At 38.9% G+C, this 26,365-nt stretch carries 16 protein-coding genes; 5 read left to right on the top strand and 11 right to left on the bottom strand.

What is annotated here, in order from left to right; all coding sequences use genetic code 11:
* Positions 1–175: 175 nt before the first annotated feature.
* On the top strand, positions 176–451 hold the full coding sequence (locus P20429_RS16515; RefSeq protein WP_002962474.1) for an HU family DNA-binding protein: 276 nt from the start codon (positions 176–178) through the stop codon (positions 449–451).
* A gap of 92 nt (positions 452–543) precedes the next feature.
* Here P20429_RS16515 and ilvN read toward each other — a convergent pair whose 3' ends face one another.
* Together ilvN and P20429_RS16525 are read right to left on the bottom strand one after the other, a co-directional pair.
* Positions 544–1,041, bottom strand: a complete 498-nt coding sequence (gene ilvN, locus P20429_RS16520) for an acetolactate synthase small subunit (RefSeq protein WP_007580691.1) — start codon at positions 1,039–1,041, stop codon at positions 544–546.
* Positions 1,041–2,765 carry an acetolactate synthase 3 large subunit gene (locus tag P20429_RS16525; RefSeq protein ID WP_007580689.1) on the bottom strand — a complete coding sequence of 575 codons (1,725 nt, stop codon included), beginning with the start codon at positions 2,763–2,765 and terminating at the stop codon, positions 1,041–1,043. Before P20429_RS16525 ends, ilvN begins: the two co-directional genes overlap by 1 nt.
* 489 nt (positions 2,766–3,254) lie before the next feature.
* Here P20429_RS16525 and P20429_RS16530 point away from each other — a divergent pair, with 489 nt between their 5' ends.
* Complete coding sequence (locus P20429_RS16530) at positions 3,255–6,251, top strand: immune inhibitor A domain-containing protein (protein WP_007580687.1); 2,997 nt, start codon at positions 3,255–3,257, stop codon at positions 6,249–6,251.
* A gap of 57 nt (positions 6,252–6,308) precedes the next feature.
* Here P20429_RS16530 and P20429_RS16535 read toward each other — a convergent pair whose 3' ends face one another.
* From P20429_RS16535 to P20429_RS16560, 6 genes are all read right to left on the bottom strand, one after another.
* Positions 6,309–7,316, bottom strand: coding sequence for an isocitrate dehydrogenase (locus tag P20429_RS16535; RefSeq protein ID WP_007580684.1), 1,008 nt, complete (start codon positions 7,314–7,316; stop codon positions 6,309–6,311).
* A 206-nt stretch (positions 7,317–7,522) separates the two neighbouring features.
* Positions 7,523–9,211, bottom strand: a complete 1,689-nt coding sequence (locus P20429_RS16540; protein WP_007580683.1) for a hypothetical protein — start codon at positions 9,209–9,211, stop codon at positions 7,523–7,525.
* An 11-nt stretch (positions 9,212–9,222) separates the two neighbouring features.
* Positions 9,223–9,606: a DUF3192 domain-containing protein gene (locus P20429_RS16545; RefSeq protein WP_024591078.1), complete on the bottom strand. Its 384-nt coding sequence runs from the start codon at positions 9,604–9,606 to the stop codon at positions 9,223–9,225.
* A gap of 69 nt (positions 9,607–9,675) precedes the next feature.
* Entirely contained in the window at positions 9,676–10,449 is a 774-nt protein-coding gene (gene xni / locus P20429_RS16550; RefSeq protein WP_007580680.1) for a flap endonuclease Xni, read from the bottom strand.
* Positions 10,450–10,459: 10 nt separating this feature from the next.
* A complete protein-coding gene (gene ppnN / locus P20429_RS16555; RefSeq protein ID WP_007580678.1) occupies positions 10,460–11,803 on the bottom strand; it encodes a nucleotide 5'-monophosphate nucleosidase PpnN in 1,344 nt (447 codons plus the stop codon).
* Positions 11,804–11,868: 65 nt separating this feature from the next.
* Positions 11,869–13,404: a GGDEF domain-containing protein gene (locus P20429_RS16560; RefSeq protein ID WP_007580677.1), complete on the bottom strand. Its 1,536-nt coding sequence runs from the start codon at positions 13,402–13,404 to the stop codon at positions 11,869–11,871.
* 204 nt (positions 13,405–13,608) lie between these two features.
* Between P20429_RS16560 and P20429_RS16565 the strand changes: the two genes are divergently transcribed.
* The 3 genes from P20429_RS16565 to P20429_RS16575 all read left to right on the top strand — a co-directional run bounded on the left by P20429_RS16565 (position 13,609) and on the right by P20429_RS16575 (position 19,936).
* Positions 13,609–15,396 (top strand): M61 family metallopeptidase, encoded by a 1,788-nt coding sequence (locus P20429_RS16565; RefSeq protein ID WP_007580675.1) that lies wholly within the window; start codon positions 13,609–13,611, stop codon positions 15,394–15,396.
* A 179-nt stretch (positions 15,397–15,575) separates the two neighbouring features.
* On the top strand, positions 15,576–17,666 hold the full coding sequence (locus P20429_RS16570) for a bifunctional diguanylate cyclase/phosphodiesterase (protein WP_007580673.1): 2,091 nt from the start codon (positions 15,576–15,578) through the stop codon (positions 17,664–17,666).
* A 98-nt stretch (positions 17,667–17,764) separates the two neighbouring features.
* The gene (locus P20429_RS16575) at positions 17,765–19,936 is read left to right on the top strand and encodes a S46 family peptidase (RefSeq protein ID WP_007580672.1); all 2,172 of its coding nucleotides are present in this window, start codon (positions 17,765–17,767) and stop codon (positions 19,934–19,936) included.
* Between the two features lie 336 nt (positions 19,937–20,272).
* Here the strand turns inward: P20429_RS16575 and P20429_RS16580 are convergent, their stop codons facing one another.
* From P20429_RS16580 to P20429_RS16585, 3 genes are all read right to left on the bottom strand, one after another.
* Entirely contained in the window at positions 20,273–21,226 is a 954-nt protein-coding gene (locus P20429_RS16580; protein WP_007580669.1) for a hypothetical protein, read from the bottom strand.
* 94 nt (positions 21,227–21,320) lie between these two features.
* Positions 21,321–22,295: a restriction endonuclease gene (locus P20429_RS20075; RefSeq protein ID WP_007580666.1), complete on the bottom strand. Its 975-nt coding sequence runs from the start codon at positions 22,293–22,295 to the stop codon at positions 21,321–21,323.
* A gap of 101 nt (positions 22,296–22,396) precedes the next feature.
* Positions 22,397–25,963 carry a hypothetical protein gene (locus P20429_RS16585; RefSeq protein ID WP_007580664.1) on the bottom strand — a complete coding sequence of 1,189 codons (3,567 nt, stop codon included), beginning with the start codon at positions 25,961–25,963 and terminating at the stop codon, positions 22,397–22,399.
* Positions 25,964–26,365: the final 402 nt, after the last annotated feature.

The raw sequence follows: 26,365 nt of genomic DNA, 5'->3' as shown, positions 1-26,365 counted from the left end.
GTACTCAAATTAAGTCTTTGTTAACCCAACACGCTGTATTCTACCGAGAATTATTTAAATTTTACTCATTTTTTAAGAATTTAAGCAAAAAATGCAATTTGCTGTTGCTAACTCTTTAAAAATGCATAAAGATAGGTTTTGCGAAGGCAAAATAATAACGAATAGGAATCTAACAATGAATAAAGCTCAATTAGTTGAAAAAATTGCTACTGATGCAGAAATCTCTAAAGCCGCTGCTACTCGTGCTCTTGACGCGTTTACAGGTGCTGTAACTTCTTCTTTAAAAGAAGGTGATTCAGTAGCATTAGTTGGTTTTGGTACTTTCTCAGTAAAAGAACGTGCAGCTCGCACTGGCCGTAACCCACAAACGGGTGCTGAGATCCAAATCGCAGCGGCAACTATCCCAAGCTTTAAAGCAGGTAAAGGTCTTAAAGACCAAGTAAACCCTTAATAGGTTTAACGAATTAAAATAAAAAAAGAGCTATTTAGCTCTTTTTTTTTATGTTTAATAAAGACATCAATTGATGCCTTTATATTATAAATTTATGCTTTTAAGGCTTTATCGCCTCGGCCAATGCCAACAGCACCAGAACGTACAACTTCAATAATATCGGTTTCATGGCGAAGTGTGTCTAAAAACGATTCTATTTTGTCTGTACTGCTCACTAGTTGCAGGCTATAGCTTTGTCGGCCCATATCTAAAATAACACCCTGAAACACATCAACTACGCGGGTAACCGCTGCACGAGTCGTCTCGTCTTGAGCAAATACCTTAACAAGCAATAACTCTCGCTCAATGTGACTCATTTCTGTTAAATCGATAATTTTAAGCACGTCGACTAATTTGTTAACTTGCTTTGTGATCTGTTCAACCACTCTGTCATCACCCATGGTGGTAATGGTAATACGTGATAACGACTGATCATCAGTTGTGCCAACAGTTAGGCTGTCAATGTTGTATGCACGTTGTGAAAAAAGCCCAACAATACGCGACAGTGCACCTGGTTCGTTTTCTAATAGAATAGATAAAATACGACGCATTATGCTTTTACTCCTTTACGTAACCACATCTCATCAATGCCACCTAACTTGATTTGCATTGGGTATACATGTTCTTTCTCGTCTACAAGAATATCTAAAAAGACTAAACGATCGTTTATGCTCATAGCTTTATCGATAGCAGGTTGTAACTCATCAAGTGTGTTTACTTGTATGCCTACATGCCCGTAGCTTTCAACTAACTTAACAAAATCAGGCAGTGAGTCCATGTAAGATGATGAATGACGACCGCCGTAAACCATATCTTGCCATTGGCGTACCATACCTAAAGAGCGGTTATTGAGTGATACAACTTTTACAGCTAGGTTGTACTGCAAGCAGGTAGATAGCTCTTGAATATTCATTTGAATAGAGCCATCACCCGTAATACATACAGATTCTTTATCAGGAAAGGCTAATTTTACGCCCATAGCAGCAGGTAAGCCAAAGCCCATAGTGCCTAGGCCGCCTGAATTTATCCACTGACGAGGATGCTTAAATGGGTAATATTGCGCTGCAAACATTTGGTGCTGACCAACGTCAGAACTTACGTAAGCATCGCCATTAGTGGCTTTATAAACAGCTTCAATTACGGCTTGTGGCTTAATTTTGTCGCCATCTGTGTTGTAGCTTAAACATTTTTGTTCACGCCAGCTGATAATTTGGCGCCACCAATCTTCTTGCGCGCTGCGATCTATTTTAATTGGGCTTTTATCAATACCCGTTTGTAGTTGTTCTAGTACTGTTGCTAAACAACCTACAACTGGTATGTGTGCTTTGATTGTTTTTGAAATTGAAGTTGGGTCAACATCAACATGAACAATTGTGGCATTTGGACAAAACTTTTTAACGTTATTAGTTACCCTGTCATCAAATCGTGCACCAAGCGCTAAAATCACATCGGCGTTTGCCATTGCTTTGTTAGCCTCAAGCGTACCGTGCATGCCTAGCATACCTACAAAGTTTGGATGTACACCTGATATACCGCCAAGCCCCATTAGTGTATTGGTAATGGGCGCATTTAACGATTCAACTAAATGCGTTAATTGCTCTGACGTATTTGAAATAACAATACCACCGCCAGAATAGATAACCAGTTTTTTGGCCTCTAGAATAGTTGTTACCGCTTTACGAATTTGTTTTGAATGCCCTTTAGTATTAGGGCTGTATGTTCTTAGCTCTGTTGTTTTAGGAAATTCGTATTCAAACTTTATAGCAGGGTTAAGCATATCTTTAGGAAGCTCAACTACAACGGGCCCAGGACGACCTGTACTGGCTATATAAAAGGCTTTAGCTAAGATTGTTGGGATTTCTTTAGCACTTCTACAGTTAAAGCTGTGTTTAACTATAGGGCGAGAACAGCCAACAATATCAGTTTCTTGGAATGCATCGTCACCAATTAAACTTGTAGGCACTTGGCCTGATAATACAACCATAGGAATTGAATCCATGTAGGCCGTTGCAATACCCGTTATACAGTTTGTAGCGCCAGGGCCTGAGGTTGCAAGTACAACACCAACGTCTCCAGTAGCACGAGCATAACCATCAGCCATATGTGTGGCAGCTTGTTCATGACGTACTAATATATGCTTAATATCATCTTGCTGAAAAAGTGCATCATATAAGTCTAAAACAGAACCACCGGGGTAGCCAAATATGTATTTTACCTTTAACTCTTTTAATGCCTGAACTACTAGTTCAGAGCCATTATATTCTTGTTTGCTCATCCTCATTCCTCTGTGCGCTTTTTTATGCATAAAAAAACCCCCGCGTAGTGCGAGGGTTTTTAAAAAGCAGTATCACCTTTTAATACATCCCCGCTGGGCTTATAACTAAGACCAGTACGAGTACGACTAAAAGGTTAATTTGTGTGTTCATAGTTTTTACTCTACTTAGCAAAACACTGCTTTTAAATTAAAAATTCTGTATAGGTTTATTTTTAAGGGTTTTGAACCCTTATGTCAACCTTGAAAGTGTTTTTTTGCATTTTAAATTCGTTTTGTAGCTTTTTTTAATTTAAATCTGCAAAAATACTGTATTTAACTGAGTTAACTAGCAGAAATTATGCGCTTTAGGTTGTGTGTTTGATTTTAGTTATAAAAGAGTGTGAAAGACCATTAACTTTTATTGCACATGTTAACTATATGTTTTTATCGCATGTTTAAATTTCTATTATTAGGTATGATTACTACATAATTATGTTTGAGGAAAACACAGTGAAAAAAGTGACGTTAATTGCGCTTTTAACTACGCTATTAAGCCCTATAGTAGCGGCTAATAATTTAAGCCCGCATGATGTTGGTATAACTAACGAAGAACGTATTTTATATTGGCTTAAAAAAAGAAACCAAATATCCTCTAGTGAGTTAGATAGTTCATTTAAGTCATATATGAGTAACAAAGAAGTTGCCAATCACTCAATTAAAAATGGCTTTAGGCAATTTAAATCCTCCTCTACGGATTTTTCAAACACAAATAAACAACAAGCCGCTTTTTCAACGTCGCTAGTGCCTGATCAAAGCGTTAATGATGTAAAAGTGTTAGCTATCTTAATTGATTTTCCTGACCTCAAACATGACGATAATCGACTTGTAGAGCAAGACACAGATATGTTTTACGCTGATTATTCAACTGAGCACTATCAGCAAATGCTTTTTAATACTGAAGGCTATGCGGGCCCTGATGGACAAAGCTTATCAACGGCTGCAGATTATTATAAAGCAGCGTCTGGTAATAGCTTAAACTTTAACGGGCAGGTATATGGCTGGGTAACCGCTGATAGTAATGCAAAAATATATGGTGAACGCCAAGGCAGTACGCGTGATAAAAATGCGCCCGCTTTAGTCAAAGAGGCTGTGGAGAAGGCGGTTGCAAAGTTTAATATTAATTTAGCGGACTATGATTTAACTGATTTAGATGATGTCGATGGCGATGGAATTATTAATGAACCCAACGGCATTATTGACCATGTAATGATTTTTCATTCAAGTATTGGCGAGGAAGCGGGTGGTGGCTACCTAAGCACCGACGCTATTTGGTCGCACCGCTACTATGTATTTGATGAAAATAGCGGGCCGAGCGAGATTGCAGGCAGCAGTATTAAACTCTTTGGTTACACAATTAATCCAATTGATGCTGGGATTGGCGTGGTGGTACATGAGTTTGGGCATGACTTGGGATTATTGGATGAATACGACTTACAATCTAACACGGTAGGTGAGCCTGTCGCGTCTTGGTCAGTTATGTCGACAGGAAGTTGGGCAGGTTCGCCACGAGGCTCAGAGCCTGTTATGTTTAGCCCTTATGCGCTTGAATATTTACAAAATCGATATCAGGGTAATTGGGTTAATCAGCTCACGCTTGATATGGATGAGATAGACGCTAACGCACAGCAAACATTAATTAATACTGCGAGTACTTCACAACTACAAAGCCAAATAAAAATAACACTGCCATCTCGACTCGAAAAATTTAAAACGCCAGTAGAAGGCGATTTTCAATACTATTCAAATACGGGCGACAATGTTAGTAACAGCTTAGTTAATACAGTAACGCTACCAAACACAACTGAGGCACTTACTTTAAGCTTTATTGCTTATTACAGTATTGAGCGCGACTATGATTTAGTACAGGTAAAAGTAAATGGGGAGCCTATTGCTAGTAATTATACGCAAGCAATTAACCCATACTATGGTGACATTGGTCCGTATATATCAGGTGATTCATTTTTTAATAGTGATGCTAAGCAGCCAAACGGCTATTTAACTCATAAGTTTGATTTATCAGCTTATGCTGGGCAAATGATTGATCTAAAAATAGAATACATAACAGATGCGAACACACATTATTATGGTTTTGTTGTGGATGATATGCGTATTGAGCAAAGTGATACCTTAATTTGGCAAAATAATGCACAAGATCAAATTAACACCGAGTTTAATGGCTTTGAAAAAATAGGTAGTTACACATATGCATCGCCATCACATTACTATTTACAATTGCGTTCATACACAGGCATTGATAGTAGTTTGCAAGCAGAGCAGTACTCACCGGGATTATTATTGTGGTATAGCAATGAATCTCAAGCAGATAACAACACGACAGAGCATCCAGGTAGTGGTTTTGTATTAGTGGTAGATGCTGATCAGCGCTCGATAAATAAAGGCAGTACGCAAACTCCGGCTGCTTCAGCAATTCAAATTCGTGATGCTGCTTTTAGTTTATATCCACAGCGAGCTGGATTAGGTGATGATGATTTATCAGCTATTACAGAGTTTACTGATAAAACCGACTATAGCTTTGCAGCGCAACAGCCATCGGGCGTTGTGCTTCCACAGGTTGGCTTTGGGTTTAATATTATAAGCCAGTCAGCTGATAGTGAAGATATAGAAGTAGAGCTTAATTACGATGTTACTAAAGGTATTAATTTTACCAAAACAGGTTTAATCGTTAATTTTAATGTAGAAGGTTTTGCATTCACGCCTGCGGATAAATTCACGTGGAATTTTGACGATGGTAGCTCAAGCACAGAGTTAACGCCTACTCATGAATACCAAGACTATGGCACCTATAGCGTTGAGTTTATAGCAAGTAATGATACTTCACAGCAAGTAGCTGTAGCTCAAGTTACATTAGTTGAGCCATTATCTGTAAATGAAATTGAATATGAAATAAACCAAGGAATATTAACAGCTCAAGCTTCGTTTACAGGTGGAGTTGCACCGTATACTTATAATTGGCAGCTAGGGGATGGAAGTACTTTAACGACGCAATCGATCACTTATAATTATTTATACTCTGGTGATTACCAAGTAACGCTTACAGTGACAGATAACGAAGGCACGGAGCAAACTAAAGCGGTTGATGTAACTGCAACTGTTCCGCTTAGCATCGACGCAAACGTTACAGTAAATGATTTAAGCGCTCAATTTAATGCGCAAGTAACCGGGGGCTTTAATAGTTATACTTACAGTTGGGATTTTGGTGATAGCAGTGCAGTATCAAACTTACAAAACCCAAGGCATACTTATCAAACTGACGGGGCATTTAGTGTAACGTTGAATGTTACTGATACTCAAACAAATGACACTTTTGCTAAAGAGTTATCTCTTACAGTGCAAAAGCAACAAAGTAGTTCGGGTTCAAGTGGCGGATCATTGGCAGGTTTATTAGTGTTATTACTTTTATGCTTACCTAGGATAAAGCGCAGCTAGCAAATAAAAAAAAGCCCGCTAAATTAGCGGGCTATTTAAATTAATAACAAATATTAATTATAAACGGTCAATTACTGATTGAGTGAAATCAGTTGTACCGTGACTGCCGCCTAAATCGCGAGTTGTACGGTCGCCTGATTTAATTACATCAGCAACAGCACTACGAATACGCTCTGCTGTATCGCCCATATCTAAATGCTCAAGCATTTGGATAGACGCTAAAATTACAGATGTTGGGTTAGCTAGGTTTTTGCCAGCAATATCTGGTGCACTACCGTGTACAGCTTCAAAAATTGCAGCGTCTTCACCAATGTTAGCACCTGGAGCCATACCTAAACCGCCAACTAAACCAGCACAAAGGTCAGATAAAATATCACCAAATAAGTTAGTCGTAACAATTACGTCAAACTCTTCAGGTGTCATTACCAGTTTCATACACGTTGCATCAACAATCATTTCATTTGATTCAATTTGTGGGTAACGCTCAGCTACTTCACGTGCTACTTTTAAAAACAAACCAGATGTTGATTTTAAAATGTTAGCTTTATGAACAGCAGTTACTTTTTTACGACCTTCACGTACCGCTAGCTCATATGCAAAAGTTACGATTTTTTCTGCGCCTTCACGCGTAATTATCGATTTTGCTTCTGCTTCATTACCGTCTTCACTTACTATTTGGCCTGCACCTGAGTACATACCTTGCGTATTTTCACGAATAGTAATGATATCAATATCGTCGTAACGCGCTTTAGTGCCAACAAATGATTTAACAGGGCGTACGTTAGCGTATAAACCAAATTGCTTACGAAGTGTTACGTTAATAGACGTAAAACCTTCACCTACAGGCGTTGTTAATGGGCCTTTAAGAGTGATTTTGTTTCTAGCTATTGTATCAACCGTGTCTTGTGGAAGTAACTCACCTGTTTTTTCAAGTGCAGCTAGGCCAGCATCAACAAATTCATAATCAAAGTCGCAACCTGCGGCTTTTAATATTTCAAGTGCTGAGTCGATAATGCTCGGACCGATGCCGTCGCCTTTGATCACTGTGATGGTTTGTTTGGCCATTGACTTTTCCTTTAAAGAGTTTGATTTGCACATAAATTATTACCCTGAGAGGATAATCGCTTGTTAGATCATTTATGTGAACTTGCTTGAAAATTTAAGGGCGCATTTATATCAACTTATCACCCATTTTGCTAGTTTATACAAGAAATACTGGGTATACACCAAAGTTATAATGGGTATAAAGACGTTAAATAGGGTTCCATAAATTAAATACTATTAAATAACGCGAGAGATTCTAATTTTTGATTAAAATCAGTTGGGTTTTGCCAATTTAGTATTTTCAGTTGTTCGTTTAATGTTTGCAGTTGCCACGCTGTTAGCGCAAGTTCTGGTTTAAAAACACTCTGTGCAACAATTTTAAGTGTGATCCAGAGTTTATGAGAATCAGTTAAGTGTTTTTTAGGTGTTTGCTCTGCTTCTAAAAGTGCCGTTGTCCATGGGTTGTCACTTAATAAATGAGTAAGCTGTTGCGTTAGTTGCTCGTTATTAATTGAATCCACACCAAAAAATGAGCAAATAGGGGCACTTAATGTTTTATTTGGTGTGTCGTCAATCAGCGTTTTACGAGAAAGCTGTGTACTGCATTGCGTTAATAAAAAATGAGCATAAGCATATAAAGGTAATGTAATGTGTTCAAACTGGTCGTGTTTATTTTTACTGACTAATAAGGCCATTATTTTCACTAAACCATTTAACCTGTTAGTAACGTAGGCTTGCAGAGGGTGTGGGGTAACATTAACTAATTGCTCAAAAACAACTCTTTGAATTATCGCAGGCGCATTATAATAACCGACCATCGATAAACTATGCTTTAAGTCTTTAGCGGCCTGATGCTCCTTATTATAAGGTTTTACTGCCTCACATAAATTAGCAACTACCTGAGGGTGAGCCGCCATTAGCTGGTTTAGCCCTTTATAGCTATATTCGTGCTGTGACTTAATATTACTTATTAGTTCAAGTAAAGACTGTGCTTTATCAACGCCAACCACACTTTTTGACTTAACATGTTCACTGTTAAACACTTTGAAGCTAATGGTTTTATCAGCGCAATGCCATTGTTTTGGGTTGTCGCTAAGTGTTGCTTTAACGCTAAACCAAGCCAATTTATTTGGATTAGCGGTACTAATTAAAATATGTTTTTGCTGCGCATCAGTCGCTAAATAAATCATGGTTTGCTCGGCATAAAAAACGCGGCTTCCCGGTAATAGTGGCCCCAAATGGGCTATAAGTGATTTGATTAGCTGCAGTGCAAACAAATTTGGTGTGCGAATATACAAGTCAGTAAGTGCTTTAAATAAACTTATGTGTTTATTAGCCGTATTACTAGTAATGTTCATACTAATAATATTTGCTAAAGCAATTAGTGTTATGCCCCCATCGTAAAGCATTATTTTAGGAGCACTTACCAATGCTTGTTTATATTTACTTAACTTAGCTAATAATTGCGTAACGGGTTTGGCAGAATCGCCACTGGATAACATTACTTTTGCAGCTAACTGATGACGCATTTTCCATATGTTTTTATCAGAGTCTTGAAAAGGTGTTTGTTCGCAAAGCTTGTTTAATTGCGCTCCAACACATAAATGCTCAATAAGTGAAGCCGCTATGTATAGCTCGCTTAGGGCATTGTTATAGTGTTGAGATTTACAAAGTGCAGCGGTTATTACACTCTGGCTAACAACTAAATTGGTGGCATAAGAATAATTAGGATTATAAAGTGTTAAACGAGCTTGTAATGCGAATGGCTGTTCACTATAGAGCACTCTATATTGCTCAGCTAGCTTACTTGCCATGGGGTATAAGGCTGTCCATTTTTGTTTATTGTTATAATAGCTTAAAAACAGCTGCGTATTATTAAGCAGCTGCTCTAAAGTAGTTGAAACAGCTTCATCCATTAAACCTTCACCTAATTTTGTTCTTGATATTTATTATATGCACTAGGACCCCATAAAAATAGCTGCCCATTTTTAAATAATAACCCAGTACATTCATCCATAGTGGTTATACCGTCAGATGTTTTATGCTGTGTACGGTAAAAAACTATCTGAAATACCTGTTCACCATCTCGTTTGGCATAAGTAAGGTCGGGGCTGCCTAAATAATCAAGCACAGTATTTAGTGTTGTTGGCTGCTCAAGTGATAGTTTTTCGATATAACGTTTATTAAAAGCTTCTCGGTCTTGCCAGATCATAGCCTGAGGATCGTCTTTATAAAAGGTGATCACCAACGCTGCTATCAGTGCATATAGCCCTAAACCTAAGATTAAATATCGGATAAATTTTTTCAATATGGTTTACTCTGACTCCGGTAACTAATAATAGTATACGTTTTGTAATGTTTAGAGGCTATTAACTTGCGACTAATTAAGTCTTAACTGCTTTAAACTAAAGCCTAAATTTATATCGGTGCGTAAACTAACCAAGTGCTTTGAGATTACGTACATATCCATATTAGCGGCTAACTTTGCTTTAATACTCGGGCTTAGAGACTCATCTTCGGCCGCATGCTCAATTGAATTATAGTTATTAACTATTTGCTGCGCAGACTTAGTACCTATTCCTTTTACTCCCGGAATATCATTTGTTTTATCACCAGCCAAAGCCCAAAAATCAACGAGCTTATTTTGCTCAACACCAAAACGCTCTTTTATACTTGTTTCATCTAAATAGAGTTTTTTAAAGTAATCATAAACTGTAATGTAGGGGCCTAAATAGGGTAAAAAGCCTTTATCAGTAGAAACAACAGTATTAGCTATTTGATTATTTGATGCCTTAAATGCAAGCGTTGCAATAATGTCATCGGCTTCATCGTTAATAGGCTCAAATACAACAATACCGGTTTCTTCTATTGCGGTTTTAAAGTGCTCTAAGGCATCTTTTAGCACTTGAGGCATTGGGGCACGGGAGTGTTTGTAGTCTTTATAAAAATGATAACGCCAGCTTTTGTCACCATCAAATACCGCAATCGCATGGGTTGCATTACTTGTATCTAAAAGCTTTTTACACGCATGAGCTACACGTGCACAGCACGTTTGTATCATTTGCTCATCGCTGTGATGTTTTTGATTAGCGTCAACGGCGTAAATGCGCCTAATTAAATTAAGCGCATCAATAAGAAGTAAATGGGGTTTCAAACTATAAAACTCATGCTTTTATTTTGTAACACGGAATGTATTTGCTGCCAGGGAGTTTCATACGGCCTTGATCAACAAATGCTTGTAATAACGTATCCATATTTTCCATAAGGGCAGGCTCGCCACTTAAAATGTATGGACCGTTTTGCTTAATGGCTTTAACGCCTTCGTCTTTTACATTTCCAGCTACAATACCTGAAAAAGCTCTGCGTAAATTAGCCGCTAATAACTGCTTTGGTTGATCAAGATGTAAATCAAGACTTGCCATATTTTCGTGTGTTGGTGCAAAAGGTTGTTGAAAATCGTTATCGATTTTTAACGTCCAGTTAAAGTAGTAGGCATCGCCTTCACTTTTACGGTAATCACGAACATTGGCCATAGCCGATCTTAGCTTCTGTCCAACTAACTCAGGATTATCAATAATAACTTCAAACTTATCTAATGCTTCTTTACCAAGCGTCATTTCAACAAATTCACACAGCTCTTTAAAGTACGCTTCACTTTCTTTAGGGCCAGTTAAAATCACAGGCAAACATTGTTTGGTGTTATCTGGATGAAGTAATATGCCTAATAAATATAGCAATTCTTCAGCAGTACCTGCGCCTCCAGGAAAAATGATAATAGCGTGAGCTGTTCTTATAAAAGCTTCAAGGCGCTTTTCAATGTCAGGTAAAATAACTAATTCGTTAACAATAGGGTTTGGTGGCTCTGCAGCAATAATGCTTGGCTCTGTTAGGCCTAAGTAACGGTTATTGGTATTGCGCTGTTTTGCATGGCCAATAGTGGCACCTTTCATTGGGCCTTTCATGGCACCAGGGCCACAACCAGTACAAATATTTAATCCACGTAAGCCAAGCTCGTAACCTACTTGTTTTGTGTATTTATATTCAACTTCGTTTATAGAGTGTCCGCCCCAGCAAACAACCATACTTGGCTCGCTATTAACACGCAAAGCACCTGCATTTCTGAGCATATCGAATACCATATGAGTAATGGCTTTTTGCTCTTTTAAATCTTTTTCGTATTTTTGACAAATAAACAAAATATCGCGAATAACAGAAAATATATGCTCGTGAATTCCGGTAATTATTTCGCCATCAACAAATGCGGTTTCGGGTGGGTTTTCAAGCTCAATTTTAATGCCTCGCTCGCGGCTTACTAAACGAATATCAAAATCTTTGTATTTGTCGTATATATCGCTACTTTCGTCGGTATGGCTACCTACATTAAGCACTGCTAGTACGCAGTTTCTAAATAACTTATAACGCTCACTAGCAGAAGATTGCTCTAATAAATCAACTTCTAATTGCGACAGTAAATCTAAAACCCCAGTTGGGTTTAACTGTATTAACATAGACGTTCTCCTTACTGCTAAATCGTAAAAAACTACTTGTCATAAAATTTATAATGGCTATGACATTATTTACTGGTACAAAGTCTATCTCGTCCTGAATTCTTGGCCTCGTAAAGAGCATCATCTGCTCGATCAAATGCCTTTAACAGAGTATCGCCTTTTTTAAACTGAGTTGCACCTACCGAAATAGTGATCTCAATTTGTTTTTCTCTAAATTTAAAAGGTATATTTTTAATTACCTTTCTTACTTTATCCAGAGGTAATGTTGCGTTTTCAAGCGACACACCTGGCATTAACAATACAAATTCTTCACCGCCGTAACGCGCTATAAAATCTGACTTTCTTACCGATTTTTGCAACGCTTTTGATATAACCTGTAAGGTAATGTCACCTGCGGTATGGCCAAATCTATCATTGATAGATTTAAAGTGGTCAACATCAATAACCGCAAGCGTAACATCTGATGGCTGCACATTAAACAAATGCATTTCGTGATTGTAACGTTCATCAAATGCAGCTCGGTTAGGCAGTTTTGTAAGCCCATCAAGTAAACTTTTAAAGCGCTGTTCGTTTAAGCGTTTTTTATACGTTGTTAACTTATCTTCTAAAGTAACAATTCGTTTGTTTATTTCACTAAAGCTAGTGCTAAGCATTTCTCTGTCTTTTCGTTCTAACTTTTCTTTTGCTAGAAAATCTTCGCTTAGTGATTTTAATTCGTTATCTACGAGTTCTTTTAAAGATGAGATTGACGTTGCTTTTTGTGTTTGTTCGTTGAGGTTTTTTATTTTTAGTTCAATGCTTTTATTTAACGAATCAAACTCAATACTCATCGATTCTGAGTGTCTACTAGTAGAGACAATAGAATTATGTAGATCTTCGAGGGTTTGATTTAATGAAACTAAAAAGCTTTGTGCAGATTTACGCTCTTTGCTAATGTTTTTTACTACGACTTCAATTATGTTAATCGCAACATCGAGTAATGCGTCGATGGTGTCACTTTCCGTAATATTATTTTTTATACTATTAATTTGTAGTGTAGCTTCTTCTTCAAGTATAAGTTCGTTAGCCAGCTCAAGTAGTTTTTTTGCACGAGCTTGTTTTACAGGGCGCTGATTATCTGCTTGAGGGTCTTGCTTAGTTAGCAATGCTTCATGATAAAAGAGAATAAGTTGATCAAGTAGCGGAATATAACCATGGGTTGATTGAACGTTATTAATCTCTTGATCGAGTAAATTTCTCAGGGCTCTGCGAGTATCGTCAGGTAAACCTTTAGTTTTTTGTAACTGTTTACCTGCATTTTGTACACTGTTGAATAAATCACGTTGCTGAGCTTGCTGAATCGATTCTTGATTTTTAAGTAATATTAAAGTTTCACTAACAAGAGGAGAGAGGTCTTCAAAGCTCATACCTTTATTGAGTGCACTTCTAAATTTAGCAAGGCGATTATCTAACTCAATATCAAGCCCTTTACAGCTTAGCGAAAGTTTAGCTGCAAAGTCGCACAAAATATCCACTTGATGTTTGCGTGCACTCTCAATAGCCATACGAGCATCAATTGCTTGTTTGAGTTTTTTATCTGTTGGATTAGATCTTTCAGACACCTAAGCGTACCGCCATCAAATTAATTTTATTATCTTCAGTTTACAACAAATTTTTATTATGTGTAGTTATCTAGTAAAAAACTTAGAAATTTTAATAAGCTACTACGTATAAACTCGTATACGGGGCAATTTGTCGTATTTAATTCACTTTTAAATAGGGGCTTGCTAGTCTTGCAGGCAATTAAGTTTCCACTAAGAGTCTCTATGAAAAAGTTATTAGCCCTATCTATTTTAGCTGCATGTTCAGCACCTGTATTTGCCGACGTAAATTATTCTTTAGAAATCTCACAACCACAACATCATTTAGGCGATGTAAGTGTTGAGTTTCCAAAAACAGCGCAAGCACATCTTGATATAAAACTTCCTGCATGGCGAACGGGTCGCTATGAAATGCTAAACCTTGCCAATGGCATTCGTTACTTCAAAGCTAAAGATGAAGATGGCAAAGAGTTAAAATGGGAAAAAATTGATCACAGTACATGGCGTGTACACCTTAATGAGCCAACCGAAGTTAATATTGACTACCAGGTGTATGCAAATGAGCTTGGTAAGCGCGCTCGCCACATTGACGACAGCCATGCATTTATAGATGCATCAGGCTTTTTTATGTTTAGTGAATCATTTCGCCAAGAGCCAGTAACTGTTAATTTAGAGGTGCCTAAAAAGTGGCGCTCTGTATCGGGTATGGATAATTTAAAAGGCAAAAATTCATTTAAAGCAGCAGATTACGACGTGCTTGTTGATTCACCAATCGAAACGGGTATTAACCAACTACACACATTTGAAGTAGATGGCCGCGAATACGATTTAGTTATATGGGGCGACGGTAACTACGATGTAGAGCAAATGCTTACCGATCTTAAAAAATTAGTTGCCACTGGTAATGTAATTTGGGATGGCTATCCATATGAACGTTATGTATTTATGGTTCATGCTACGTCGGGCGCAGGTGGTGCAACAGAGCATTTAAACTCAACAATTATTCAACGTCCACGCGATAGATTTGGTAGCCGCGAAGATTACCTAGCCTTTATTAGCACCGCTGCGCATGAGTTTGTTCATACGTGGAATGTTAAAGCATACCGCCCTCAAGGTTTAGTGCCGTACGATTACACTAATATGAATTACTCTAAACTGCTTTGGATTGCAGAGGGTTCAACAAGTTATTTTGAAGATCATTTAATGGTTCGCTCTGGTATTGAAACCACAGATGAATTTTTTAAAGTGATGAGTAAAACTATTAATCGTCATTTACAAACACCGGGCCGTGAAGTGCAAAGCGCAAGCGAAACAAGCTTTGATAAATGGATTAACCAAGGTGGCGATCATGCACGTAACTACAGCACTAATATTTATTCAGAAGGTTCATTACTTTCATTAGTTTTAGATATCGACTTGCTAGAAAAAAGCCAAGGTAAAATAAGCTATCGCGACGTACACAAAGCACTTTATAACAATTATAAAATGCCAGCTGGTTTTACAGATGAAGATGTACTTAATATCTTAAAAGATTTAACAGGGCGTGATTACTCAAGCTGGTGGCAAGAAAATGTTGAGTCGCCTGCAAGTATTAACTTTGACGACTTACTTACTAAAGTAGGCTTGAAATTTGAACGTCCTGAAAAAGCAAAAGCGCTTGCAAGTATTGATGCTACCGCTAAAAACACAGGCGAGTTACTTACGTTAAGTTACGTTCGCCGTGGTGGCAGTGCGTGGAAAGCAGGTTTAACTACCGATGATAAAATTGTCGCTATAAACAAACATCACGTAGGTAAAGATTTAAAAACCAGCTTAGAAACGTTTAAAAAAGGCGATAAAGTAACCGTTGACTATCTTCGTCGCGATGCTCTTGAAAGCTTAACATTAGTACTATCAGAAGATTTTGATAAGCCTAAAAAAGTAGTTGCTGATAAAGAGGCAACGCCTGAGCAAAAAGCACTATTCAAAGCATGGATTGGCGTGGAACATCCAAATGATGTGACAAAAAAATAAATTCAGTTTTTATAGCGTTTAAATATAGTTAACAATTATTAAAAAAGAGCTTCGGCTCTTTTTTTGTTTTGTATAATGGCGTATATAATGTACATGGAAATTTAATATTAAAATTAAATTTAATTATTATTTAGTATTTCTCTATTATTAAATAAAATTATTTATGGATATAGCCTCAAATGAAATTAGATAACCCGACTTCAAACTTAACCCATCAATTTGTAATTAACGACTATTTGCATCAGTTATTTGATGCGGTAAATGTTATTTCTGTTCAAGGTTATGACAATGAACGTCGTGTTATTTATTGGAATGAAGGCAGTGAGCGACTTTATGGATATACCAAAGAAGAAGCCATAGGACAAAAAATAGAAGACCTTATAATTCCAGAGCCAATGTGTGAGTTAGTTATTAACGCACATAGTGACTGGGTAAAAAAAGATATAGAAATTCCAGCATCTGAAATTATCTTACAAGACAAAGATGGAAACAATGTATCGGTTTTTTCCAGCCATGTTATGTTTACAAATCAATATAATACAAAACAAATGTACTGTATTGATATTGATTTATCTGAGGTTAAAAAGGCACAAGCAGATGCGTCATTTAATGAGCATATGCTAAAAACTATTTTTGGAGCAATTCCTGACTTATTTTTCTTGATGGAAAATGATGGAACTATTATTGAGTATCATGCCAGTAATGAGACCGATCTCTACACCAAGCCAAAGCAATTTATTGGTAAAAAAATGGGTGATGTACTCCCTCAAGATGTAGCCAAAAAATTTGAAACCTATATCAGCCTTGTATTAGAAAAAGAGCAGATGATGAGCTTTAAATACGAGCTCGCTTTGCCCCATGGGCTCGTTTTTTTTGAAGCAAGAATAAATAAAATAACAGAACATAACCAGTTAATGGTTATTATTCGAGATATTACAGAACAGCATAAATCAGATGAAATAATTAGACATCAAGCGTATTACGATAGTCTAACTTTACTCCCAAATCGTTTTTTAGCACTTGATCGTTTGTCGCAATTACTTATTGAAGCACAAAGAAATAACGAGAAAGCGGCAGTACTGTTTTTGGATTTAGATGATTTTAAAAAAATAAATGATTCTTTAGGCCATGAAACAGGAGACAAACTTTTAATTGAATCAGCGCAAAGGCTACAAGAGGCACTGCGAAAAGATGACACGGTAGGGCGCCTAGGTGGAGATGAGTTTATCGTATTACTACGAGGTATAACTGATCACCATGCAGCGCTAAAAATCACTGAAAAACTGGTCAATAACTTTAGAGCCCCTTTTAAAATTGAGGGCCGGGAACACATACTAACAGCGAGTATTGGTGTAGCCATATACCCAGAAAATGGTACAACCGTTGCTGATTTATTACGAAATGCTGACACTGCAATGTATCAAGCAAAATCATATGGTCGTAATACTTATTCATTTTTTACTAAAAAGATGAACGTAATTATTCAGCGCCGACTAGTAATAGAAGAGCAGATGCGTGGCGCCCTTGAGCGTAATGAATTTGAGTTATTCTACCAGCCCCAATTTGACGCCAAAAATAAACACATCATTGGTGCAGAAGCGTTATTACGCTGGCATAACCCTGTGCTAGGTAATGTAACACCCGATGAGTTTATACCTATTGCCGAAAATACAGGATTAATTGTACCTATTGGTAAGTTTGTAATTAGCCAAGCATTACACTTTTTAAACACATGGCAAAGTACCTGTAAACGCCAACAAAAATACACCATGGCTGTTAACTTATCTCCTCGCCAATTTAGAGACGTAGGGTTGCTCAGTTTTATTCAAAACTCATTGAGTGAAGCAAACGTAAACCCCGAAAGTTTAGAGCTTGAAATAACTGAGGGAGTATTGATGAGTTGCCACACTAATGTTGTTGATATACTGACTGAAATTACTGCATTAGGCATTAACTTATCAATGGATGACTTTGGTACAGGTTATTCATCATTAAGTTATTTGAGAGAATACCCTTTTAATGTACTTAAAATAGATAGAAGTTTTATTGACGGTATTGTACTAAACAATGAAGATTGTAATCTCGTAAAGGCAATTATTGCTATGTCGCACAGCTTAGGACTGACAGTGGTAGCCGAAGGTGTAGAAACAAAAGAGCAGCATACTTTATTGAACGAATTGGGTTGTGATTTTATGCAAGGCTTCTATTTTAGTAAACCAATACCAGCAAAACAGTTTCTTGATTTTTCGATGAATTTTGATAAAAAGTAAGATTAAACACTCGATTGTAACAATTCATTGCACGGCTATTGACCTTATTGTCCCATCGCGAGTAACCTGTTATGGAAACAAATAAAAAGGATTCTATAATGCGTTTAAAACCTCTTGTAGCTACATTAGTAGCCACATTTTCTTTATCACTTTCAAGTAGTGCCATAGCCGACGAAGGCATGTGGCAACCACACCAACTTCCAGAATTAGAATCAATTTTAAAAGCCAAGGGGCTTGAAATTGATGTTGAATCTATTTCTAAATTAACCGAATTCCCAATGAATGCGGTAATTAGCCTAGGTGGTTGTACAGCATCGTTTGTATCGCCTAAGGGTTTAGTTGTGTCAAACCATCACTGTGTTTATGGCTCGGTACAATACAACTCAACACCTGAAAACAATATTTTAGAAAATGGCTTTTTAGCTAAAAGTCCTACAGAAGATTTACCTGCAGCGCCGGGCTCACGCGTCTATGTAACAAAAACGGTTACCAACGTAACAGATGAAGTAATTAAAGGTACTAACGAGTTAACAGCAAAAGCACGCTACGACGCACTCGAAAAAAATGAAAAAGCGCTAGTAGCCCAGTGTGAAGCCGACGAAAGCTATCGTTGTAACGTGTATTCGTTTCATGGTGGTTTAGAGTTTTACCTAATTAAGTCACTTGAAATTAAAGACGTACGCTTAACTTATGCACCGGCAATGGGCGTAGGTAAATACGGCGGCGATATAGATAACTGGATGTGGCCGCGCCACACAGGCGACTTTGGTTTTTACCGCGCTTATGTAGGCAAAGATGGAAAACCTGCAGAGTACAGCGAAGACAACGTACCTTACGTACCTGACTCTTACCTAAAAGTAAGTGCCAAAGGCGTGCAAGAAGGCGACTTTGTAATGGTTACAGGCTACCCAGGGCGTACTAACCGCTACCGTATAGCAACAGAGGTAGATAACGTATTTAACGACAGTTACCCTAAAGCACGCGTTCATAACTCAAAATACGTGTCGCTTATTGAAGAAAATTCAGAAGACGGCAGTAAAGCACGTATTGCTTACGAAAGCACCATTGCAGGTTATAACAACTATATTAAAAACTATGGTTCGATGATCGAAAGCTTCAAAAAAGGCACTATGCTTGAGCGCAAAAAACAGTTTGAGCAAGAGTTAACACAATGGATCAATAGTGATGGTGAGCGTAAAGAACAATACGGAAGCGTATTAGGTGAGCTATCTGAGCTAATTGCGCAATCACAAGAGCACAGTGAACGCGACCGCATGTTAGGTTATGTGCACCGCTCACAAATGATCAGTACAGCACGACGTTTATACCGCCTAGCTTACGAAAAACAAAAGCCAAATAGCGAACGTGAATCTGGTTATCAAGAACGTGACTTACCTCGCATTAAAGCAGGGCTTGAGCGCATGACGCGCCGTTATGATAGCAAAGTAGATAAAGCTATTTTACTGCACTTTTTAGAGCTGTATGCAGCACTTCCAAAAGAAGAGCGTTTTAGCGACGTTGATAACGTATTTAAAGTACAAAATGGGTTTGATAAAGCAACCCAAAGCGCGTTAGTTGATAGCATGTATGAGCAGTCAAGACTCGATAATGCCACTGTTCGCAATTCATTATTTGAGCAATCGTTTAGCCAGCTAAATCAAAGCCAAGACCCATTTGTGCAGTACGCTAAAGCAATATTTAAAGTAATGAAAGCAGAAGAAGATAAATCAAAAGCACTGGCAGGTAAATTACAAGCCGCTCGCCCAGAGTTAATGAGCGCAATAATTGCGTTTAACAAAGCTAAAAACAAACCGGTATACGCCGATGCTAACAGCACATTACGAGTAACCTATGGCACTGTAGGTGGCTATTCACCTCAAGATGGCTTGGTAGCAACACCGTTTACATCGCTTGAAGGATTACTTGCTAAAAACACCGATGTTGACCCATTTAATGCACCTAAAAAGTTACAAGAGCAAATTAAAGCCAAGCTTTATGGTGATTACACAGGTGGCATGAATACAGTACCCGTTAACTTTCTATCTAATGTAGACACTACTGGTGGTAACTCAGGTTCGCCAACACTTAACGGCAAAGCAGAGCTTGTAGGCTTACTGTTTGACGGTGTTTACGAAAGTATTATTGGTGACTGGGATTACAACCCTGAGCTTAATCGCTCAATCCATGTTGATTCACGCTACATGCTGTGGGTAATGGATAAAGTAGATAATGCACAAAACTTGTTAGACGAAATGACAATCGTAAAATAAGTAATGAGTGAGATAAGAGAAGGGCGCTTACCGTAAAGGAAGCGCCTTTTTTGTTGATGTTGGATTCCTTATATATGACTGCTAAGCGCCATTTCGGACCTTCAAGGCGTGAATCTATAGCGCTGTTGGGTGGCGCCTTCAGCTTAACCAAGCAACCTTTTGATGTAGGTAAGATAAGCGAAGCGCCATCCGCCACAATAAAATACTTTACCAATTATAAACAACATTTTATGTTGTCGAGTGGCCGAACTCACAGCCATTAGCAGACAATGAAGGTTTTTAATATGTGAAGTCAAGATTTGACCCCATTCGCTCTCATTTATGCGTGGGCTGGCTTTACTTATTATATTCTTTTGGCAACGGACAATCATAATTAATGTCTATCATGTCTAGGTTTTTTATTGAGAAGTTGGCATATTTGTTACCCGCCTGTGATATGTTCTCACTGGGTTCACCATACACAAATACAAACGCTGTTGGCTTATCTTGTGCATTTATCTTTTCAAGCCTTGTTGCAACTAACTTTTTTATTTTATAGCTTTCAATCAAACGATCGGCGATCATTATCGTGCTTGTATATTCATCATCGCCTCTCTTGAATTTCTTCTTAAATTTAATCTGATATCCAGCGCCCGATGGAAGCCTATTTATAAAGGCCCATCCATAGTAAATTACAGGATAGCTTGGAAGCTCATTCAAATCTTGCTCCCATATACATTTAAATATACTTCGATAATATATGTCTTTGCCTAATATGTTTACTCTACGCTGATCAATGGAGCCATCGTTTCTATATCTGATATATCTTCCAACAACAGATCGAACAGAGTATATATTCCCGATACTTCCTGTTTCTCTCAGTCTCGTGTCTTTTGAGCTGCGGACAAACTCGGGCTTTTTAAAAACTTGATTATTAGCTCCACGGTCAGCTCGAGCTTCATCATAATAAGAATCTGGTCGCTCCAGAAGAAAGGTATCTACAATAGATTCATCTATAGTTCGCTTTTCTTCCTTTACAGGTGTGCCATCTTCATATTGAAGATTGAGAGGCTTATTATTAAAAACTTCACAGTCTTTAGAATGCTCTCCGTAGATTCGATAGTGCGGGACGACCTTCATATCTAGAAGATCTTCATCCAAGTTTGCGCAGGTTACTTGCGCCGTGCAATCAGTTCCTGGACAAAGAAACTTCTTCTTATCTGTGATAACGCCAGACCAGTAAAGATCATATGCTCGATCGGGGTCTAAATAATCATTTGCCTGAATGCTAAAAGCAACATCTATTGCCAATTCAAAACTCCTTGTGAATATAACGCTCACATAAGCGGACTAAAATAGTGGGCTATAATTTGTTGAGGAACGAAACATTGCTTGTTAAACGTTTTTAGTAATATGCAAAAAGTCTAGTTAGTATGTCTCTACGGTTTGTAGCTGTAGACTCTGCGAGCCATTGAAAACTCATTAGGTCCAGGCCCTGTTGCGACGCATCGCTTCCCAATTCTTTGAGAATACTTCGTACTTTTTTTGCATCCACCAAGCTCCAGATCGCGAGTAGCGTCCATCTAGAATTAGGTTTTAAGTTGCCTAAATTACTTTTCTCATCCCAGTTTGGAGATAATTCACGCCAGTTTTCTACTTGATCGATGCCTTTTTGAGGTATGACAAAATACTTAGGATATAAAGATACTGCGTCTTTCCATGCAGAAAGAAACATTGGCTGATGAATCACATACATTGCAGATTCATTTGCAACCGATACCGCACCTTCAGCGGTATTCACATATGGCTTTGTCTCACTGCCATTAAACTCTTCCAAAACAATCCAATTACCATCGCTATTTTCACATGCGTCAGCAACAGTATAAGTCTGGTTTAGTGAAATAATCTGAGGCCAAACATTTTTAATGGATAGAGGAAAATATCTTTTTGCTATACGAAAACCAGCTACTCCATCAAGTAAATCAGCTTCTATGCTCTCGCTGTCGTAGATTTTGTAATTTATACCTCTTCTTTGCTTCAGTCTATCAAGCTTTTGTTCCAAGCCTGATGATGCAATTGTAGAGTAGAAACCAATAAATATATTACAATCGTGCTCTGCAAGCCGATCCAAAATATCCTCTTCATTTCCCCGACCGACTGATTTGCCAGAATGGGCATAATGCTTACAACTCACAAGTAGTTTTTCTTCGCTTGTTCTATCACGCACACACAAGTCAATTCCTCCGTCAGCTCCTCGACTTGGGCCACTGATAATTTCAAACTTTAATACATGTTCGAAGAACTGCTTGCTGAACTTTTCAAATTGATCAGAATCCGAGTCTTTTGTTGAGTCGATTTCTTTAAAATTTAGTCTTGCCATTTTTATCCTTAAAATATAACGACATTTAAAATATGATAAACGTCTAACGCTCCACTAACCGGAATTTTAGCAGCGGTAAAATTTCAGAGTGCAGTGGCTTGTTATACTGCTCCCCAGTGTGGAACACCGCCGCGTGAAATGATTCGCTCAGCATCTCGGTCATAACTATCGGCCACACCCCGTAAGGTCGTAGCTAATCGTTGGTATCCAGCATTATCAACCTGATCAGCCCGCTGCCGATATTTTTCGGCGAGTGCTCTTTCAGGCTTAGCTTCCGGGTCAACTGTGTGGGCTCCACGAGAGTTACGAATACCCGTGCTATATCCATCACGTAGGCTAGAGCGCTCTCTGTTATTCATTATTGCTGCAACCACAGGGTGAATCCATAAGCCATCTGGCCCCTCTGGGGCATTAACGAGCACATCACCAAGTTGAATCATCGCAACATCATAATGCCCCGAGGCTTTGACTATCTCTTCCATTTCAGTCAGCCACTTCGTAAACGCATCTGGTTCAAACTCGCCACCCGCCCGAACACCGGGGACAACTTTCCATGCAGAAAGTAACCGGTATGCGTTAGAGGCAATATTACGACGCTGCTCAGAGGACTCTTCTGGCTCAGCACCCTCAGCACGATAGATCATTTGAACAAGCTCACTGAAAAAGTAGGGATCGGAAGCAAGCCTATTTTCTAAGGTGATTGGAGAACCATCACTGTGCTTGTCAAGCAAAGACACATACGCCCATTCAACATGAAAGAGTTTATCTTGATCGGTGATAGTATTCTCTTGAAGAGCTTTAATGATTGTGGTGATGTGGTAGCTGTCAATTCTTCCAGTAGGCTCTTCAACTTGAACCAGCGACAACAAAGCATCACACGCCAAGTCCGGGTTGATACCTTTCTTCTTAAATAAGTCTCTGCTAAGTCCATCTATCACAGCATCTGGCCGACCGAATTCAAGCAACTTCCTGAGAGCATATTCAGTATCGCCCTCTGTCTGGTAGGTATTGGCGCTGGTCATGTTCCAGTACTCACCTTCGTTTTCACCAAGCAACTGTACTGCTCTATCCCAAGCATTTCTCTCAAATGGCAAAGCGCACAACAGTAAAGCTATCTGCTTTGGCTCCCAGCCTACCTTGTTAATATCATCAAACCACTTCCAGGTGCCCATGTACCTCCGGCGCCATGCATAGGCCGCAACTAAGGACCAAAGCTTTTGATTTGCCACATCTAGCAAAGCGGGTAAAAGCTCTGTATCAAACTCAGGTTGATCCAAATCTGCCATCACTTCACCCACAAGGTGGGCATTGGGAACTGTTGAGGCAAACTTTAGTACCTGAGGGATCCCTCCTTCACCCAAGATATCCCTAATGGCTGATTTTCGGATTTGGAATAGTTTCTCTTGCTTTTCCTCCCAATCCCCATCGACTTCATAGAGATAAGCTTCAGCATCTGAAAACAGTCGCTTATACAGGAGAGTTGGGCTTTTTGGAGCCAGTTGACTCGCTATTTCCGCCATTGGAAGCAGAGAATCTTCTCCCAAGGACCACTCAGCCTCTGGAAAACGACGATGGCGAGCAATAAATTTGCACAATGCCACCCAGAGTGGCAAACGCTCTTGCTCAGATAGCATTAAACAACTCTCAGATAGAAGCTTATCTCTAAATTTTTCAGAGGCGGGCGGTTGCAAATGGTCATAATTACCCGCCAAAGACGCGAGCTTAACGACATCAAAGCCAGCTTGTTCGACAATCAATTCAGCACAAAAGCGAGACTGCTCCCAATATTCGTTATTCGTAACACCTTTCTCCCAGCCTTCAGGTATCGTTGCTCTCCAGCTCGGTTTATGAGTTCCGGAAGTCGTTGAATGTTGATTTGGAAGTAAGCTCTCCAACAATTTCCAGGCTACTTCGGGTTGCTCAGCACAGATTGTCTTAAGTGCCGCTTGTCGCTTCTCAACGGAAGCTAATGTATGTGGCATCCAAGGAAGAAAAATATCTGTTAGTGAATTACCGGGCCTATTTGCCCAGTTACCGCCGGGGTCATGTGCGGCTATTTCTGCCAAAGCAACAGTAGTGCGGCTCAAGTAAGCTTCCTCCCATGCGATTCCTTCAAGCGCCCATAGAAGGCCGGTAATATAGTTTCTGCCGAAAGCCCCCGCATCTTCTTGCTCAAATAACTTATCAAAGGGCGAGGGTGTAGCAGCGCTGGCATTTTCTACAGCCAACAGAAACTCATCTGGACTCGCTTCTGAAAGGGTTGGTAGTAAGCTATTCAGGCTGCCCCAGCGGACCCAATCACTTTCCTCGAATAATTCGCGCACTGATAACACCGCAATAGCACCGGCCTTTCCCTGGGTGCAATTAGTTAAAGCAGCTGCCTGACTACCAATAAGCGCTAATGCTTCCGCCAAGCCCTCACGTAAATTGCTAGAATGCGGTAACACCTTCCCGTGGATGGCAGCGGCATATCGCTCTTCTCCGGGCAGCTCAAAAGAAGGGTCATCAATTCGGAGTAACTCTAGGGCAACGGCCTTAAAAGTATCCAAGTGATTGTCAAAAATCCTGACTCCTAACTCCTTCCAAGACTTTAAACGGTCTTTGAAGCGCCATAAGCCATTTTTATAAGATAAAGGGCAATCATGAACCTGCAATGTTTCTCGCAGATTTGCTATCCAGTTACTGTAATCCTCCCCAATAATCTGCGTGACAACCGTGATGTCAGCCTCATTACCTTCATTCCAACTGCCGATTAGATTTGCAACAGCCAGCTTTTGAGCAAAAGCGTGCTGATTCCAATCAGTTGCGACTGGCTGAACTATAACGTCACCTTCTACATTTTCCTTGGCAAGTTCTTTAGGTATATGTGTGATCTCGGGTTCTCTGAAATGCTTGACCAAATCATCAGGTAGGGTATCGAGAGTAATTGTACCCGCATATTGATTGAAATTTTGTACTTCATTAACTATCTGGTACCAAATCTTATCGGGAATATCCTTATTGAATTGTGCAATATGCGATTGCAGAAGTGACGAAACGACACTTCCCTTTTTTGCAAGATCATAACCGAGGAGGTGGAAGTGTCTAAGAAATTCATATAAGTCTTGTTCTTCAACATCGTTGCCTTTATTGGCGGTTTTGAGTTGTGCCTTAAATGCTGCCAGTTTATTCCTGACATTGTCTGAGCAAAAATTAGCCCGTTCTACTTTGGTTAGAAACTCATCAGCGTCACGTGTATGGCGAGCTTGTTCTAATAGCCCATTAACCCCGTCAGTGTCTGTGGCATTGATTGGCCCCGTAATTAGAGCAATTACATCTTTTCCTTTAGTAAAGGCATTAGGATTATTAAAATCATTCCAAGCTGCTTGAATAACCTCGGCAAATAATTTGCTCTTGGTAGTAATTGGAATTGAATTTTTTACTTGCCCAAGTAACCGACGGCGATCATTGTTTACAAGGTTTTCAACAAAAACTATCAGATCATCTGTCTCAAAGCCTGCTACTGCGCCCTGTAGCTTTATTTCTACGATTGGCCATGAGGGCAAGCAGGGAGCGTAACCGCCACTTAGCATTAAGGTAACGAATGTGGCCTGGATATTGGCCTCAAATCTTGCGCCACCACTGCCTGTCGAAAAAGGATTGCTGAGCTGTTTTCCATCCGTTGTCATTTGTTGAAGTAATCCTTTTTATTTTAATTTACTTTTTGCTTGTTTGGTTTTGCAAAATTTATTCGTATCAACTGACGCCACTTCAGGCGTATGACATCTTTATCAGCGGACACTTTCCCTATTTTGCGCGAAGACGCCCTTATTTCATGAGTTTCTATTAATAGCAAATAGTGTAAGTTATTGCCACCTATAAATATTAAGTCTAGTAAAGGTTATTTTACTATATAAAAAAGTGATAGTTTTCTCTGAGGGTTACTGAGCTAACTATAGCTCCCCCTTAATGACTGGTTATCGCTCTTATCGGCCTTTAACTTAAATCAAATCACCTCGATATCCTTTAATATATTTCATGTGCATTTTATAACCAAGAAGTGCTAGCTTAGTGGTAAATTAATTGAAGGG

It is taken from the genome of Pseudoalteromonas sp. BSi20429, from assembly GCF_000238895.1.
Taxonomy (GTDB): Bacteria; Pseudomonadota; Gammaproteobacteria; order Enterobacterales; family Alteromonadaceae; genus Pseudoalteromonas; species Pseudoalteromonas arctica.
This window is presented reverse-complemented; position numbering and strand designations above follow the sequence as displayed.

Coding starts and splice junctions, on each gene's coding strand:
- P20429_RS16515 (WP_002962474.1), top strand. CDS start 176: ATGAATAAAGCTCAATTAGTTGAAAAAATTGCTACTGATGCAGAAATC.
- ilvN (WP_007580691.1), bottom strand. CDS start 1,041: ATGCGTCGTATTTTATCTATTCTATTAGAAAACGAACCAGGTGCACTG.
- P20429_RS16525 (WP_007580689.1), bottom strand. CDS start 2,765: ATGAGCAAACAAGAATATAATGGCTCTGAACTAGTAGTTCAGGCATTA.
- P20429_RS16535 (WP_007580684.1), bottom strand. CDS start 7,316: ATGGCCAAACAAACCATCACAGTGATCAAAGGCGACGGCATCGGTCCG.
- P20429_RS16540 (WP_007580683.1), bottom strand. CDS start 9,211: ATGGATGAAGCTGTTTCAACTACTTTAGAGCAGCTGCTTAATAATACG.
- ppnN (WP_007580678.1), bottom strand. CDS start 11,803: ATGTTAATACAGTTAAACCCAACTGGGGTTTTAGATTTACTGTCGCAA.
- P20429_RS16565 (WP_007580675.1), top strand. CDS start 13,609: ATGAAAAAGTTATTAGCCCTATCTATTTTAGCTGCATGTTCAGCACCT.
- P20429_RS16570 (WP_007580673.1), top strand. CDS start 15,576: ATGAAATTAGATAACCCGACTTCAAACTTAACCCATCAATTTGTAATT.
- P20429_RS16575 (WP_007580672.1), top strand. CDS start 17,765: ATGCGTTTAAAACCTCTTGTAGCTACATTAGTAGCCACATTTTCTTTA.
- P20429_RS20075 (WP_007580666.1), bottom strand. CDS start 22,295: ATGGCAAGACTAAATTTTAAAGAAATCGACTCAACAAAAGACTCGGAT.
- P20429_RS16585 (WP_007580664.1), bottom strand. CDS start 25,963: ATGACAACGGATGGAAAACAGCTCAGCAATCCTTTTTCGACAGGCAGT.